This window comes from Lentzea sp., from assembly GCF_035525475.1.
Lineage (GTDB): Bacteria > Actinomycetota > Actinomycetes > Mycobacteriales > Pseudonocardiaceae > Lentzea.
In genome coordinates, this window is record NZ_DATLEC010000103.1 from 64,511 (window position 1) to 78,697 (window position 14,187).

Sequence of the window (14,187 nt, forward strand, 5' to 3'; positions counted from 1 at the left end):
AAGGGGCGGGCGATGAACCGTGGGGATTCCTCATGATCGGGACCCAGGCACTAGGGTGACCCGCCGTGGACGCCCTTCCCGATCCGACAGACGCCCTCTCCGCTGTACCTGTCGCTGGTTCCCGGCGCTCGACGCCGGTGGTCGGGCACCTCAAGTTCTTCTTCGGTCCGATGGACTGCGGCAAGTCGACGCTCGCGCTGCAGATCGACCACAACAACTCGCGGCAGGGTCGTCGCGGGCTGCTGCTGGTGCGGCACGACCGGTCGGGCAAGCCGCAGATCTCCAGCCGCATCGGCATCACGCGCGAGGCCGCGGAGATCCGCGACGACGATCTCCGCCGGCTGGTGCGGGCGGAGTGGGCGCAGGGCCGGCGGGTGGACTACCTGATCGTCGACGAGGCGCAGTTCCTCTCCTCCGACCAGGTGGAACAGCTGGCGGAACTCGCGGACGACGTCCAGGTCGACGTGTACTGCTTCGGGCTCGCCACGGACTTCCGCGGCGAGATGTTCCCCGGATCGCAGCGGTTGTTCGAGCTGGCCGACGAGCTCAAGGCCATCCAGGTCGAGGTGCTGTGCTGGTGCGGCGTACCGGGACGGTTCAACGCACGGGTGCTGTCCGGCCAGGTGATCCGCGCCGGGGACACCGTTCTGGTCGCCGACACGGCGCCGGATACGCAACAGCACCGGCCGGGTACGGAGAGCGACGGTGTAACCGACACCACGGAAACTACCGTGCGCTACCAGGTGCTGTGCAGGCGTCACTTCCGACTGGGCGACCTAGGCCCTGACGTCGCACAAAGTGGTCAGCTTCGATTGGCCTAGGCGACTACCACTCGCCTCCTCTAGGCCATTAGAGTGATGCATGAGCGCAGGAGCTTGATAACGCGTCACGATCCTGTGGCGATCGCATCCATTAGTAGGAAGCCTTCGTTGACGAGTGAACGACGTCACTGTGGGCGACCATGAGAGCGAACCGGAAACAAACGGAGCAATCCGGGCGTTGCACACGGTGAGCAAGAAGCCTGGGCCCCGGCCCTGAGCCGAGCGAAAGGACACCGCCATGGCCGACCGCGTTTTGCGTGGAAGCCGGCTCGGAGCAGTCAGCTACGAGACCGACCGCAACCACGATCTCGCTCCGCGCCGGGCAGCGCGGTACGCCTGCCCCAAGGGACACGACTTCGAGGTCCCGTTCTCCGACGACGCCGAGTTGCCACCGACCTGGGAATGCCGTCTCCACGGCACCGAGTCGAAGATCATCGACGGGGTCGAGCCGGAGGTGAAGAAGATCAAGCCGCCGCGCACTCACTGGGACATGCTCCTGGAGCGCCGGTCGATCCCCGAGCTCGAGGAGCTGCTCGACGAGCGCCTCGAAGAGCTCCGGGGACGCCGCACCCGCACGGCCTGATCTCCTCGCAGACGCTTCAAGCCGTCCCGGTCTCCCGCCGGGGCGGCTTTTTGCGTCAGGGCGTGTCCCGTGGGTCTCGTCCGCGACAGTCGCGGCCCAGGGCCCTACGCGGCCCGCGCGGCCGCTGTGATCAAGTTCCGCCCCCACCACACCCCCGCGACCGCCAGGACGCCCCAGATCGCCAGCGCGACCAGCGAACGGGGTGACCCGAGGTCGCTCAGCGCGTCCCCCAGCACCGCGGCGAGCACCGTCGAGGGCACGAGCCCCAGCGCCGTGCCGAGCGCGAAGTCCCTCGCCTTCACCGCCGTGACGCCCGCGCCGTAGTTCGCCAGCGTGAACGGCACGACCGGCAGCAGCCGGATCACGAGCGTCGCCTCGACGCCACGCCGGGCGAAGACGGTCTCGATCACGCGCAGCCGCTCCCCCAGCCAGCCCTTCACGGTGTCGCGCCCGAGCCCGCGGGCGACCGCGAACGCGATCATCGCGCCCGCCGTGAACCCGGCGACGGCGAGAGCGCTCCCCCACCCGATGCCGAAGAGCAGCCCCGCCGCCGTGGCGAGAACCGGTTTCGGGAAGAACACCGCCGTGCCGAGCGCGCACACGCCCGTGAAGACGAAGGGGGCCGCCCACCCCGCGCCGTCGACCCACGAGCGGAGCGCGGCGCCGTCGGGGACGTCCATCACCTGGGCCAGGACGGCGAGAGCGACCACGAGCAGCACCAGGAGGATCAGGGCCGCGCGTCGCATCACACCAACCTACCCGGCAAGCTGGAGCCCATGACCGTGCTGCTGCCGTCCGGCGAGACCATCCCCTCGCTCGGCATGGGGACCTGGATGATGGCCGAGGACGACGCCCGGCGCGCCGGCGAGGTCGCGGCGCTGCGGGCCGGGCTCGACCTGGGCCTCACGCTGATCGACACGGCGGAGATGTACGGGGACGGCGCGGCGGAGTCGCTCGTCGGCGAGGCGATCGCCGAACGCCGTGACGAGGTGTTCCTGGTGTCCAAGGTGCTGCCCGGCAACGCGAGCACCGCCGGCACGGTCCGCGCCTGCGAGGCGAGCCTGCGCCGGCTGGGCACCGACCGCGTCGACCTCTACCTGCTGCACTGGCGGGGCCGGTTCCCCCTCGCCGAGACGCTCGACGGGTTCGCGGCGCTGGTCGAGGCGGGCAAGATCCGGCACTGGGGCGTGAGCAACCTCGACCTGGCCGGCATGCGCGAGCTGACGGCGTTGCCGGGCTTCTGCCAGACCAACCAGATCCTCTACAACCTCACGCGGCGCGGCCCGGAGCACGACCTGCTGCCGTGGCACGCGGAGACCGGCATCCCGGTGATGGCCTACTCCCCCGTCGAACAGGGCCGGCTGCTGGGCTCACCGGTGCTCGCGTCCGTCGCGCGGCGGCACGACGCGACCGCCGCGCAGGTGGCGCTGGCGTGGGTGCTGCGGCTGCCGCACGTGAACGCGATCCCCAAGGCGGGCACGGTGGAACACGTCCGCGACAACGCTCGGGCGCTGGACCTGACGCTGACGGACGAGGACCTGGCCGAGCTCGACCGCGCGTTCCCTCCCCCGAGCGGACCGGAACCGCTCGCGATGCTGTAGCCGCCTCTCACGCGGAGGCGGGTAGCGTTGCCGGCAGGTTTCGGCCGACGGACACGAGGAAGCGAGGTGAGCGACACATGCCAGGCGACAGTAGCCCGCGCAGGTCATCCCACCTCGCACGCTTCAGTTCTGGCGTGTGACGCACACCCCTGTACGCAAGGGGAGTCACACGATGCACGTCTTCGACATGACACTGCGCATCGCCGAGGGCATGGGCCTCGGCGCGTTGATCGGTTTCGAGCGGCAGTACCGCTCGCGCATGGCGGGTCTGAGGACCAACGCCCTCGTCGCGGTGGGCGCCGCGTTGTTCGTCCTGCTGTCCGCGCAGGGTTTCGACGGCCAGGGCGACCCCACGCGCGTCGCCGCACAGGTGGTGTCCGGGATCGGGTTCCTCGGCGCGGGCGTGATCCTGCGCGACGGGCTGTCGGTGCGCGGGCTGAACACCGCGGCCACGCTCTGGTGCGCGGCCGCGGTGGGCTCGCTCGCCGGTGCCGGTCTGCACGCCGTCGCGGCGGCCGGCACGGTCGCCGTCATCGCGGTCAACGTCGGCCTGCGAGAGCTGGGCAGGGCCGTCGACCGCAAGGACGACGACCAGGGTGTTCCCTAGCGCGGCTGGTACGTCAGGCAGTTCGCGAGGTGGTCGCCGGCGCCCTGACCGACGCGCACGCTCTGCGCCGTGCACTCCAGCGAGGCGTTGTGCACGCAGTCGGTGCGCGAACAGGCGCCGACCTGGGCGACGACCTTGTCCAGACCGCCCTTGGTGCCGAGCGGGATGAACGTGCCGCAGTCCGCGGCACCGTTGTCGCCGCGCACCGTGATCGCGAAGGCGTGGCAGCCGTCGTGGTTGTACGAGCAGTCGCTCACGGTGCAATCGTGGACCGCGGGCATCGCCGGGTTCTCGAGAGTGGTCATGTCCGCTCCTGCCGTGGTGGGAAAGGTTCGGTTGACCCGGACGATGCCACCGCGGCAGAACCCCCGCAATTCGAAACAGAGTAGGTGAGCCTATCCTCCAAGAATCATTTCAGCAGTGGAGACAGCGGGTCTGACCTGGCCTTGCAGCGAGCGGATCCCCTACTCGGCGAAGGCTGTTCTCCACACTTCCGAGTCATCGGCTCTTTTTCGAACCGCTTTGTCGGGTGCGCGGCGGAGCGGGAGATGTGAAGGTGTGGCATGGCAATGGTGACGACAGGTGACGGGCAGCTCGTGTCCTACGTGGACCACGGCGGTGACGGCCCGGCGGTCGTGTTGCTGCACAGCTTCCTCATGGACGCGACGATGTGGGCGCCGCAGGTCGCTGCGTTCGGCGGTCGCTTCCGGCTCATCGCGATCGACGAGCGCGGGCACGGCGCGACGCCCGCCGACGGGCCGTTCGACCACTGGGACACCGCACGGGACGCGCTGGCGGTGCTCGACACCCTCGGCATCGCCCGTGCCGCCGTGACGGGAACCAGCCAGGGCGGGTTCGTGGCGCTGCGCATGGCATTGCTGGCGCCGGAACGGGTGAGCGCGCTCGCGTTGCTGGGCACGTCCGGTGAGACGGAGGACGAGCAGATCTCGGCGGCCTACCAGCAGCTCTCGGAGGTGTGGATCGCGCAGGGACCGGAGACGGTGACCGAGGCGGTGGCGAAGATCTGCCTGGGCGATTACGACCCGTCGGAGTGGACGCCGAAGTGGAGCGCGGTCGAGCCGGAGCGGCTGCGGCTGATCGTGAACGCCCTGGTGGGCCGTGAGAGCGTGCTGGAGCGTCTCGGTGAGATCGAGGCGCCCGCGCTGGTGCTGCACGGCACGGCCGATCTCGCCTACCCCGTCGCGAAGGCCGAGGCGCTCGTCGCGGCGTTGCCGGGGGCGGAGCCGCTGGTCCTCGTCGAGGGCGGCGCGCACTTCCTGAGCCTGACCCACGCGGCGGAGGTGAACCCGCACCTGGAGCGGTTCCTCAGCGCGACCCGGTGACCGCCCACGCCTGGGCGGTGAGCTCGATCGGCCCCTGGGCGGGCAGGCGGGAGCGCAGCAGGTCGCGCACGGCGTCGAGCTGTTCCGGGGGCAGCGTGGCGGCGTAGGCGGGGGCCGCGCCCGTGCCGCCGAGGAACGGCTCCCAGAAGTCGTCGAAGTCGCGGAAGACCGTGGGCACGACGATGCCGCGCACCTCCACGTCGTTCAGGCCCGCTCCCGTCCAGAAGGTGCGCAACGGGTCGGGGGCGCTCACCGAGGTGAAGCGCAGGCCCTCGTCGTGCGACGCCGCGGCGGGGTCGACGTCCTTCGCGGCGTCCCAGAACAACCGCATCATCTGCATGCCGGTGGTGTAGTCCCAGAGGTAGGCGCCCACCCGTGACCCGGCGCGGGCGAACTCCGCCACGGCCCGCGCCACGTCGGGCACGAAGGTCAGCACGAGCCCGCTGACCACGACGTCGGCCGTGCGCCCGCCGAGGTCCAGCGCGTCGCCGACCTCGAAGGTCGCGCCGGGCACCTGCCGCCGTGCGCGTGCGAGGAAGCCCTCCGACGGGTCGATGCCGGTGACCGACGCGGGTCGCGCGTGGGCGAGGACGGTCTCGGTCAGCGCGCCGGTGCCGCAGCCGACGTCGAGCCACGTCCTGCCGGGCGGCACGTCCAGCCAGCGCACGAACTCCACCGCGACGGGCCGGCTCCACCGGCCCACGTACCTCTCGTACGCCTCACCGAATCCCCACACGCGGCGAAGGGTAACGCCGCTCGCCACCCGCGGGGAATATCCGGGGGCTGGTCCGGTTAAGCTAGGTGATACGTCAACTAGCAAGGTCGGGTGTGCTGTGAAGATCGCTGTTCTCGGTGCGGGCCACGTCGGTCCCGTCCTCGCGCGCCTCGCCCTCGCGGCGGGCCACACCGTGACGATCGCGGGTTCCGGCGACCCCTCGCGGATCGCGATGATCACCGAGTTCCTCGCGCCGGGCGCGGTGCCGATGTCCGCCTCCGACGCCGTCGCGGACGCCGACCTCGTCGTGCTGGCGATCCCGCAGCACCGGTTCCCCGCTCTCGAGCCGGGGATGTTCGCGGGCAAGGTCGTCGTGGACGCGATGAACCACTGGCCACCCGCCGCCGCGCCGTTGGGCACGAGCGAGGAAGTCGCCGCACGGCTCGTGGGCGCGCACGTCGTGAAAGCGCTCAACCACATCGCCTACCAGGACATGGAACCCGCGGGCGGCCGTGCCGCCGGCGTCGCCGGTGACTCCCCCGGCGCCGTGCGTCTCGTGGCGGAGTTCCTGCGGGACATCGGGTTCGACCCGGTGCCGGTGGGACCCCTGGCTGCGGGACGGCACCTGGAACCGGGCAGCCCGCTGTTCGGCGTCGCGGCCGGCAGGCCGGACTTCGAAAACCTCTCCACGCTCGTGAAGGAGCAATCATGACCACGTTCGGGCTCGACACGTTCGGCGACGTCACCCACGACGCCTCCGGCACCCCGCTGACCCACGCCCAGACCATCCGCGACCTCGTCGAGCAGGGCGTGCTCGCCGACCAGGTCGGCCTGGACTTCTTCGGCATCGGCGAACACCACACGCCGGACATGCCGCTCTCGGCCGCCGACGTGGTGCTGGCCGCGATCGCCGCCCGCACCTCCCGCATCCACCTGGGCTCGGCCGTGACGGTGCTCAGCTCGGACGACCCGGTGCGCGTGTTCCAGCGCTTCTCGACGCTCAACGCCGTCTCGGACGGCCGCGCGGAGATCATCCTCGGCCGCGGGTCCAGTGTGGACTCGTTCCCCCTGTTCGGCTACGACCTCGCCGACTACGAGGACCTGTTCGAGGAGAAGACCCACCTGTTCGCGGAGATCCTGAAGGGCGGCCCGGTCACCTGGCAGGGCAAGACCCGCGCACCGCTGCACGAGCAGGACGTCGTGCCGTTCAGCGAGCCGTTCCCGACGTGGATCGGCGTGGGCGGCAGCCCGCAGTCCGTGGTGCGCGCCGCGTCCTACGGCTTCTCGTTGATGCTCGCGATCATCGGTGGTCACCCGTCGCGCTTCGCCCCGTTCACCGAGCTGTACAAGCACGCGCTGGAGAAGTTCGGCCGCGAGCCGCTGCCCATCGGCATCCACTCCCCCGGCCACGTCGCCGAGACCGACGAGCAGGCGCGTGAGGAGTTCTGGCCGCACTACCTGGACATGATCGGCCGGCTCGGCAGGACGCGCGGGTTCGCGACCCCCACCCCGGAGTCCTTCGCCCACGAGGTGGGGCCGCACGGCGCGCTGTTCGTCGGGTCGCCGGAGACGGTGGCCGCGAAGATGGCCCGCACCATGAAGACGCTCGACGCCAGCCGGTTCGACCTGAAGTACGGGATCGGCGGGCTGTCGCACGAGTCGCTGATGCGGACGATCGAGCTGTACGGGACGCAGGTCGTGCCGCGCGTGCGGGACCTGCTCGCGTAGGTCACCTCCGCGACGAGGCGATCTCGCACTCCTTGGCGTGCTCGAGGCCGAGGGAGATCGACGCGGCGTCGTTGTTCGGGCCGCCGAGCGCGTAGCCGATGATCTCCGCGCCGGGCTCGTTCAGCACCTCGACGTACCGGACGCCCTTGCCCCGCAGGCACTGCACGACCCGGTTGGCGAAGTCGACCGCCTCCGGGTTGGTGGTGTCCTTCTCCCACGGTGGCAGCGGGACCTTGTTCTCGCACGCCTTCAGCGCCTTGTCCAGCTCCTCCTTGACGGGCTCCGGCCGGCCGCTGCCTTCCGCGGGGCGGCCCCTCCTGTCCATGCCGAACCCCGCCATGCACTGGTCGTACGGGGCCCGCAGGGCCTCGAAGTCCTCCGGGGTCATGTCGAGGCGTTCGCGCGGGCGTTGTTCCTGTGCGGCGGAGGTGGGGGCGGCGCTGCTGGGTGTCGAGATCGAGGCGACCTGCGGTGGGGCTGCCGGCTGGGCGCAGGCGGCCACGAACAGCAGCGGCAGGGCGAGCAGAGCTTTCTTCATCGGGAACCTTTCACACGGAGAGCGCCTGCGTCGGCGTGAGCCGGGCGGCGCGGATGGAGGGGTAGAGGCCCGCGGCGGCGCCCACGACGAACGCGGCCAGCACGCCGGAGGCCAGGACCGGCACGGGGATGACGAGCGGCCAGCGGTGCCAGGTGGCGTAGCCGGCGACGCCCAGCGCGCCCAGGGCCGTGCCCGCCAGGCCGCCCAGGCCCGACAGGAGAACGGCTTCGGTGAGGAACTGGGCCCGGATGTGGCCGCGGGTGGCGCCGAGTGCCCGGCGCAGGCCTATCTCGCTGCGGCGTTCCAGCACGGAGATCACCATCGTGTTCGCCACGCCGACGCCGCCGACCAGCAGCGCGACACCCGCCAGGCCCAGGAACAGGGCGCTGTAGGAGTTCTGGGTGGCTCGTTTGGCGGCCAGCGCGTCGGACGGGCGGCTGACCAGCACGAGACCGGGTGTCTCGCCGTACAGAGTCGCCGGCAGCACGGCCCGGACGTCCTCGATGGACTCCTCGCGTGCCTTCACATACACGACCGTGGGGTGGCCGTCGAAGCCGAGCCGGGTGCGGGCGGCCTCCCAGCCGACGAGGACCGCGCGTTCGATGTCCGGCGCCAGCGGCATGGGGCCCAGCACGCCGACGACGGTGAACCAGCTCTCCCCCACGAACACCGCCGGGTGCCCGCCCGCGTCCTGGATGCCGAGCCTCGACGCGGCGACGTGGCCCAGCACCACCGACGGGAAGTCCGGGCGGGGCAGGAACTCGCCGCTGCGGACGTGGCCGTTCACGGCGCCGAGCAGGCCGGGGGTGGTGGCCAGGACGGTGAGGTCGGAGCTGTGGCCGGGGTCGAGCAGGTCGTTGCGGCGGACGCGGGCGTGGGTGTTGGCGACGGCCGCCGCGGCGGTCACCGGGCCGATGCGCTGGACCATCGCCACCGAGGACTCCGGCAGCAGCACCGGGTCCTCCTGGCGTGGTGCCGGTTGGGCGCGCAGGAGGTTGGTGCCGAGCGCGGTCAGCTCGTCGAGCAGGGCCTGCTGGCTGGACGCGGGGATGCCGGTGACCACGACGACGGTGGCGATGCCCAGCGCGATGCCGAGCGCGGACAGGGCGGCGCGGAGCCTGCGGGTGCGGATGCCGAGGGAGCCCAGGGAGAGCAGGTCGGCGAACGAGAGACGTCTCATCGCACGCTCCTGGTCACGACGGTTCGTCCGGACGCCGTGCCCGTGTCGGAGACGATGCGCCCGTCGCGCAATTCCACCCGACGTGGCAATGAGGCGGCGATGTCGCGGTCGTGCGTGATCAGGGCGATGGTCGTGCCCTGGCTGTTCAGCTCGCGCAGCAGGTCCAGGACCGCGCGGCCGTTCGCGGTGTCCAGTGCGCCGGTCGGTTCGTCGGCCAGCACGAGCGACGGGGTGTTCACCACGGCACGGGCGATCGCGACGCGTTGCCGTTCGCCGCCGGAGAGCTGCTGCGGCCGGTGGTCGGCGCGGTGGCCCAGGCCGACGCGCTTCAACGCCCCCACGGCCAGCTCCCGGCGGTCCTTGCGCCGCACGCCCGCGTACAGCAGGCCGGTGGCGACGTTCTCGGTGGCCGAGAGCGCGTCGGAGAGGTGGAACTGCTGGAACACGAACCCGATCCGGCTGCCGCGCAACGCCGAAAGCCTGCGGTCGGGCAACGCCGACACGTCCTGGCCGTCGATCTCCACCGTCCCCGACGACGGCAGGTCGAGCGTGCCGACCAGGTGCAGCAGCGTGGACTTGCCCGAGCCGGACGGGCCCACGATCGCGAGCAGCTCTCCCGAGCGGACCTGCAACGACACGTCGTCCAACGCCGTCACGCCACCGGGGTAGCGCTTGCTGACCGAGCGCAACGCGAGCACCGGGGTCACTGCGCCGTCACCACTTCCAGGCCGTCGGTGACGCCGTCACCGGAGATCTCGACCTGGTCGTTCGAGTACAGCCCGGTCTTCACGGCCTTCAGCCCGCCGCCGGGCAGCTGAACCGCATAGCCGCCCTCCTTCAACGCGATGAGCGCCGCCAGCGGGACCGTCAGCACGCCCGTCCTGCTCTCGGTCGTGATCTTCAGGCGCACCGGCGCGGTGTCCAGGTCGCCCACGTCGGCCGGGGTGTCCGGGGTGACCACCACGTCGACCTTCTGGCCGCCGCCGTTCTCCTGCGGGGCCGCGTTCGTCACCGACGTGACCTTGCCGGGCACCTCGCGGTTGTCGGGGCGCACGACCGTGACGGGCATGCCGGCCTTCACCACGCCCGCGTCGGCGACCGGCACCTGGGCGGTGACCAGGCGGGTGGTCGGCGTGAGCTCGAACAGCTCCTCCGAGGCGGCGGCGCCGAGCTGGGCCTTCACCGACCCGACGCGCATCGGCCGGTCCAGCACGAGCACCCGGCCGGGCGCGAGGACACCGTTCTGCTCGACGCCCACGGCCTTCTGCCACTTCTTCAGCGCCTCGACCGCACGCGGGGTGAGCTCGGCCCTGGACGCGTCCTTCGGCCGCGTGCCGACCTGGTAGCCCAGCGCGGCGAGGTTGTCCATCACCACCGCGACGTCCGAGCCCTTGACGCCCGGCGCGTCGAGGGTGCGGAACAGGGGCGTCGCGCCGTAGAACACGACCACCGGCTGGTCGTCCACGCGGTACAGCTCCTTGCCCAGTTCGGTGGCCTGACCGGTGGCCGGCAGCTTCGTGACGGTGCCGGTGCCCCCTTTGACCGGACGGGCGGTGCCGAAGCCGAGGGTGGCCTGCAGCACGCGGGTGTTCGCGAGGTCTCCTTTCCGCACGGTCGTGGTCTTCACCGCCGGTGGCGGCGCCGCTTCCGGTTCGGCGGGTCTGCCGCGCACGACCAGCACGATGGCGGTGACGGCCACGACGAGCAGCGTGGCCGCGATGACGGTGTTGCGCATGCGGTGGATCTTCGGAGGCACTTGTGAGGATCCTGTGTCGAAGCGGTGACCGCCCCGAGGGCGTCCCTATGATCGCCCGGTGAGCGCTCTCATCCTCGTCGCCGAGGACGACGAGAACCAGGCCGAGCTGGTCCGCCGCTACCTGGAGCAGGACCACCACCGGGTGCTCGTGGTCCACGACGGACGGGACGCGCTCGACGTCGTGCGCGCCCGGCAGCCCGCCCTCGTCGTGCTGGACCTGATGCTGCCCGGACTCGGCGGCCTCGACGTCTGCCGCGCGCTGCGGGCCGACTCGGACGTGCTGGTGCTCATGCTCACCGCGCGGTCCACGGAGGACGACCTGCTGCACGGCCTCGGTATCGGCGCGGACGACTACATGACCAAGCCGTTCAGCCCGCGCGAACTGGTGGCACGGGTGCGGACGCTGCTGCGGCGGCGCCCGGTGGACAGACCCACGCCGTTGCTCTCCGTCGGGCCGATCGTCGTCGACCCCGTGCGGCACGAGGTGACGGTGCGCGGCGAGCCGGTCGAGTGCACGCCCGGCGAGTTCGGGCTGCTGGAGGTGCTGGCGTCCGAAGTGGACAGGGTGTTCTCCCGCGAGCAGCTGCTGGAGCGGATGCACGGCTTCGACAGCTTCCTGACCACCCGCACGATCGACACGCACGTCAAGAACCTGCGCCGCAAGATCGAGACCGACACCCGCACGCCGGAGCACCTGGTCACGGTGTACGGCATCGGCTACAAGCTCACCGCCGGGCGCCGTGGTGCGCCGTAGCGTCTTCACCCGCCTGCTCGTGGTCGTCGTGCTGATCGCGGTGTGCTCGATCGCCGCGACGGCGTGGCTCGCGACCCAGCTCACCCGTGCGTCGATCGCCCGGGAGCAGGGCCGTGAGCTGGCAGCGGACAACAAGATCTACAGCACGCTGCTCGGCTACGCGGCGGCGCACCGCGACTGGTCCGAAGTGGACGGCTACGTCGAGTCGCTGGTCACCGAACACCCGCACCGGCGGGTCGTGCTGGTCACCAAGGACGGCAGGACGGTCGCCGACCGCGGCGGGGACGGCGGCCAGCTCCCGTCGACGGCCGCCGCGGTCGTCGACGCGCTGGCCGTGGACCCGGTGCTCGTGCCGGACGCCCCCGCCGACCGCATCGACGAGCGGGTGCTCGGGCCGTTCCGCACGCCGATCGACTTCCGCGACCGCGAGGACCGCACGGGTTCGCTGTACTGCCTGCGGCTGGTCAGGAAGGAGCTGGCGCGGCTGGACTGCCGGGAGGACGACCTGCCGTTCGACACCGCAGCCGACTTCACCGCGCTGCTCGAGCTGGAGGACCTGGTCAACGCCTGCCTGGCGCGCCGGTCGCTGCCGCCGGTGGACCTCGACCCCGACTACACGCCCGCGCGCAAGCAGTCGTCCGGCGCGGAACCGCCCGACGAACCGGCCGTCGCCGCCTGCGTCACCACCTCGCGCAAGGAGCAGCTCCAGCCCTACGTGGCACCGCCCGCGCTGCTGTACCTGACGAACCCGACGGGCACGCCGACCACCGCGATCTCGTTGTCGGGCAACGGCTGGCAGGTCGTGGGTGCCGCGGCGGCGGTGCTGCTGGCCGCGGTCGGCGTGGCGGCGTTCGCGGGAGCGCGGATCACGCGGCCGCTGCGGGCGCTGACCGCGGCCGCGCAGCACATGTCCGCCGGCGGCGACATCCCGCCGGTCCCGGTGCGCGGGCAGGACGAGATCGCGGGACTGACCAGGGCGTTCAACACGATGGCCGCGAACAGGGCGCAGCTGGAGCAGGCCCGCAAGGCGATGGTCAGCGACGTCGCCCACGAGCTGCGCACCCCGCTGAGCACCATCCGCGGCTGGCTGGAGGCGGCCGAGGACGGGGTGAGCGACCTCGACCCGGCGCTGATCACGTTGCTGCTCAAGGAAGCGCTGGTGCTGCAACACGTCGTGGACGACCTGCAGGACCTGGCGGTGGCCGAGGCGGGCTCGTTGCGGCTCACCGTCGAACCGGTGCCCGTCGCGGCGGCGCTGGACCAGGTCCGCGCGGCGCACGAGGCACGCGCGGCGCAGGCCGGTGTCGTGCTGTCGGTGTCGGCAGGGCCGTCGCTGGTGGTGCGCGCGGACGCGCTGCGGTTGCGGCAGATCCTCGACAACCTCGTGGCGAACGCGCTGCGGTACGTGCCGTCCGGCGGATCGGTGTCGGTGACCGCGGTCCCGGATGGTGGGAACGTGATCATCTCCGTGGCGGACACCGGGACGGGCATCGCCGAGGAGGACCTGCCGCACGTGTTCGACCGGTTCTGGCGGGCCGACAGGTCGCGTTCGCGCAGCACAGGGGGCAGCGGGCTGGGTCTGGCGATCGTGCGCAAGCTCGTCGAGGCGCACGGCGGCACGGTCGATGTGACCAGCGCGACAGGTGCCGGAACGACGTTCCGCGTCCGGTTGCCGGAACTCCGCTGACACCTCCGGCGTTGAACCGCTGGAGGAGAAACCGGTGATCGTTCCCATGCCTGCGAGCGCGCCCCGTCGCACGGGCTCGTTCGTGCTGACCGAAGACGTGACCGTCCGGGTGACCGGGCAGGCCCGCACCGCGGCCGCGATGCTGCGCGAGCACGTCTTCCGGCAGACCGGCTTCCTGCTCGCCGAGTCGCCCGACGGCATGCTCATGGTGTCGCACGACCCGGCGATGCGCGGGCTCGGTCCCGAGGGCTACGCGCTGCTGGTCAGCAAGGACGCGGTGATGCTGCGCGCGGGCACCCAGGCTGGTCTGCGCCACGGCGTGCAGTCGTTCCGGCAGCTGATGACCCGCGACGGCACGGTCCGCGCGGCCGACGTGCGCGACTCCCCCGCGTTCGCGTGGCGCGGGGTGTCGAGCCCGCTGCTGGCGCCGGCCGAGATGCGCAAGGCCATCGACAGGATGGCCGCGTACAAGCTCAACGTGCTGCACGTCTTCCCCGACGGCGACCCCGACGCGTTGCGCGAGCTCGTCGAGTACGGCCTCGACCACGGCATCACCGTCGTGCCCGAGCTCAGCCCGGCGACGATCGAGCTGCTGGAGCTGTTCCCGAGCCGCTGGGTGCACATCGGCAGCGCCAAGCTGAGCACGAGGTTCGCCGGTCTGCTCGAACGCCACGACCGCCTGCCGGTGCGCTGGCACGACGGCGGAGCGGACTTCCTCGGCCCGCACGGGCAGCTCGTCGAGGGCGACGACGGCCTGCGCGCCGTCGCGACCGCGGGCTGGGTGGGCGGGCAGCGGACGACCTCGGCGGTCGCACCGGCCTGGTAGCCGTTCACAGCTGGACTGTGATCGCAGGTCGCACAGCGCGGCTGTTCA

At 71.6% G+C, this 14,187-nt stretch carries 16 protein-coding genes and 1 pseudogene; 10 read left to right on the forward strand and 7 right to left on the reverse strand.

Annotated features, from left to right (window positions below; genetic code table 11):
• The first annotated feature begins 65 nt into the window (after nt 1-65).
• Both VM306_RS18505 and VM306_RS18510 read left to right on the forward strand, forming a co-directional pair.
• Nucleotides 66-821, forward strand: a complete 756-nt coding sequence (locus VM306_RS18505; RefSeq protein ID WP_325516512.1) for a thymidine kinase — start codon at nt 66-68, stop codon at nt 819-821.
• Between the two features lie 238 nt (nt 822-1,059).
• Nucleotides 1,060-1,404, forward strand: coding sequence for an RNA polymerase-binding protein RbpA (locus VM306_RS18510; RefSeq protein ID WP_065919117.1), 345 nt, complete (start codon nt 1,060-1,062; stop codon nt 1,402-1,404).
• A gap of 104 nt (nt 1,405-1,508) precedes the next feature.
• Here the strand turns inward: VM306_RS18510 and VM306_RS18515 are convergent, their stop codons facing one another.
• Nucleotides 1,509-2,150 (reverse strand): TVP38/TMEM64 family protein, encoded by a 642-nt coding sequence (locus tag VM306_RS18515; protein WP_325516519.1) that lies wholly within the window; start codon nt 2,148-2,150, stop codon nt 1,509-1,511.
• 30 nt (nt 2,151-2,180) lie between these two features.
• On the opposite strand from VM306_RS18515, the gene VM306_RS18520 reads away from it, so the two are divergent.
• Nucleotides 2,181-3,005: an aldo/keto reductase gene (locus VM306_RS18520; RefSeq protein WP_325516522.1), complete on the forward strand. Its 825-nt coding sequence runs from the start codon at nt 2,181-2,183 to the stop codon at nt 3,003-3,005.
• Between the two features lie 172 nt (nt 3,006-3,177).
• Nucleotides 3,178-3,594: pseudogene (locus VM306_RS18525) on the forward strand (MgtC/SapB family protein); the annotation flags it as partial.
• 14 nt (nt 3,595-3,608) lie between these two features.
• Here the strand turns inward: VM306_RS18525 and VM306_RS18530 are convergent.
• Nucleotides 3,609-3,917: a DUF1540 domain-containing protein gene (locus VM306_RS18530; protein ID WP_325516524.1), complete on the reverse strand. Its 309-nt coding sequence runs from the start codon at nt 3,915-3,917 to the stop codon at nt 3,609-3,611.
• 258 nt (nt 3,918-4,175) lie between these two features.
• On the opposite strand from VM306_RS18530, the gene VM306_RS18535 reads away from it, so the two are divergent.
• Complete coding sequence (locus tag VM306_RS18535) at nt 4,176-4,955, forward strand: alpha/beta fold hydrolase (RefSeq protein ID WP_325516527.1); 780 nt, start codon at nt 4,176-4,178, stop codon at nt 4,953-4,955.
• Here the strand turns inward: VM306_RS18535 and VM306_RS18540 are convergent.
• Nucleotides 4,939-5,691, reverse strand: a complete 753-nt coding sequence (locus tag VM306_RS18540) for a class I SAM-dependent methyltransferase (RefSeq protein ID WP_325516530.1) — start codon at nt 5,689-5,691, stop codon at nt 4,939-4,941. The genes VM306_RS18535 and VM306_RS18540 overlap by 17 nt on opposite strands.
• Nucleotides 5,692-5,788: 97 nt before the next feature.
• On the opposite strand from VM306_RS18540, the gene VM306_RS18545 reads away from it, so the two are divergent.
• Together VM306_RS18545 and VM306_RS18550 are read left to right on the forward strand one after the other, a co-directional pair.
• Nucleotides 5,789-6,382, forward strand: coding sequence for an NADPH-dependent F420 reductase (locus VM306_RS18545; RefSeq protein WP_325516532.1), 594 nt, complete (start codon nt 5,789-5,791; stop codon nt 6,380-6,382).
• Entirely contained in the window at nt 6,379-7,398 is a 1,020-nt protein-coding gene (locus VM306_RS18550; protein ID WP_325516534.1) for an LLM class flavin-dependent oxidoreductase, read from the forward strand. The genes VM306_RS18545 and VM306_RS18550 overlap by 4 nt, the downstream gene beginning before the upstream one ends.
• A 1-nt stretch (nt 7,399) precedes the next feature.
• Here VM306_RS18550 and VM306_RS18555 read toward each other — a convergent pair whose 3' ends face one another.
• From VM306_RS18555 to VM306_RS18570, 4 genes are read right to left on the reverse strand one after another with little or no spacing between them, the layout of a single operon-like run.
• Nucleotides 7,400-7,936, reverse strand: a complete 537-nt coding sequence (locus tag VM306_RS18555) for a hypothetical protein (protein WP_325516536.1) — start codon at nt 7,934-7,936, stop codon at nt 7,400-7,402.
• A 10-nt stretch (nt 7,937-7,946) separates the two neighbouring features.
• Nucleotides 7,947-9,116: an ABC transporter permease gene (locus VM306_RS18560; RefSeq protein ID WP_325516538.1), complete on the reverse strand. Its 1,170-nt coding sequence runs from the start codon at nt 9,114-9,116 to the stop codon at nt 7,947-7,949.
• On the reverse strand, nt 9,113-9,823 hold the full coding sequence (locus VM306_RS18565; protein WP_325516540.1) for an ABC transporter ATP-binding protein: 711 nt from the start codon (nt 9,821-9,823) through the stop codon (nt 9,113-9,115). Before VM306_RS18565 ends, VM306_RS18560 begins: the two co-directional genes overlap by 4 nt.
• Nucleotides 9,820-10,851 carry a peptidoglycan-binding protein gene (locus VM306_RS18570; RefSeq protein WP_325516542.1) on the reverse strand — a complete coding sequence of 344 codons (1,032 nt, stop codon included), beginning with the start codon at nt 10,849-10,851 and terminating at the stop codon, nt 9,820-9,822. The genes VM306_RS18565 and VM306_RS18570 overlap by 4 nt, the downstream gene beginning before the upstream one ends.
• 79 nt (nt 10,852-10,930) lie before the next feature.
• Here VM306_RS18570 and VM306_RS18575 point away from each other — a divergent pair, with 79 nt between their 5' ends.
• From VM306_RS18575 to VM306_RS18585, 3 genes are read left to right on the forward strand one after another with little or no spacing between them, the layout of a single operon-like run.
• A complete protein-coding gene (locus tag VM306_RS18575) occupies nt 10,931-11,626 on the forward strand; it encodes a response regulator transcription factor (RefSeq protein ID WP_325516544.1) in 696 nt (231 codons plus the stop codon).
• Nucleotides 11,613-13,313: a HAMP domain-containing sensor histidine kinase gene (locus VM306_RS18580; protein ID WP_325516546.1), complete on the forward strand. Its 1,701-nt coding sequence runs from the start codon at nt 11,613-11,615 to the stop codon at nt 13,311-13,313. Before VM306_RS18575 ends, VM306_RS18580 begins: the two co-directional genes overlap by 14 nt.
• Nucleotides 13,314-13,347: 34 nt before the next feature.
• Nucleotides 13,348-14,139 carry a glycoside hydrolase family 20 zincin-like fold domain-containing protein gene (locus VM306_RS18585; protein ID WP_325516548.1) on the forward strand — a complete coding sequence of 264 codons (792 nt, stop codon included), beginning with the start codon at nt 13,348-13,350 and terminating at the stop codon, nt 14,137-14,139.
• Nucleotides 14,140-14,187 lie beyond the last annotated feature (48 nt).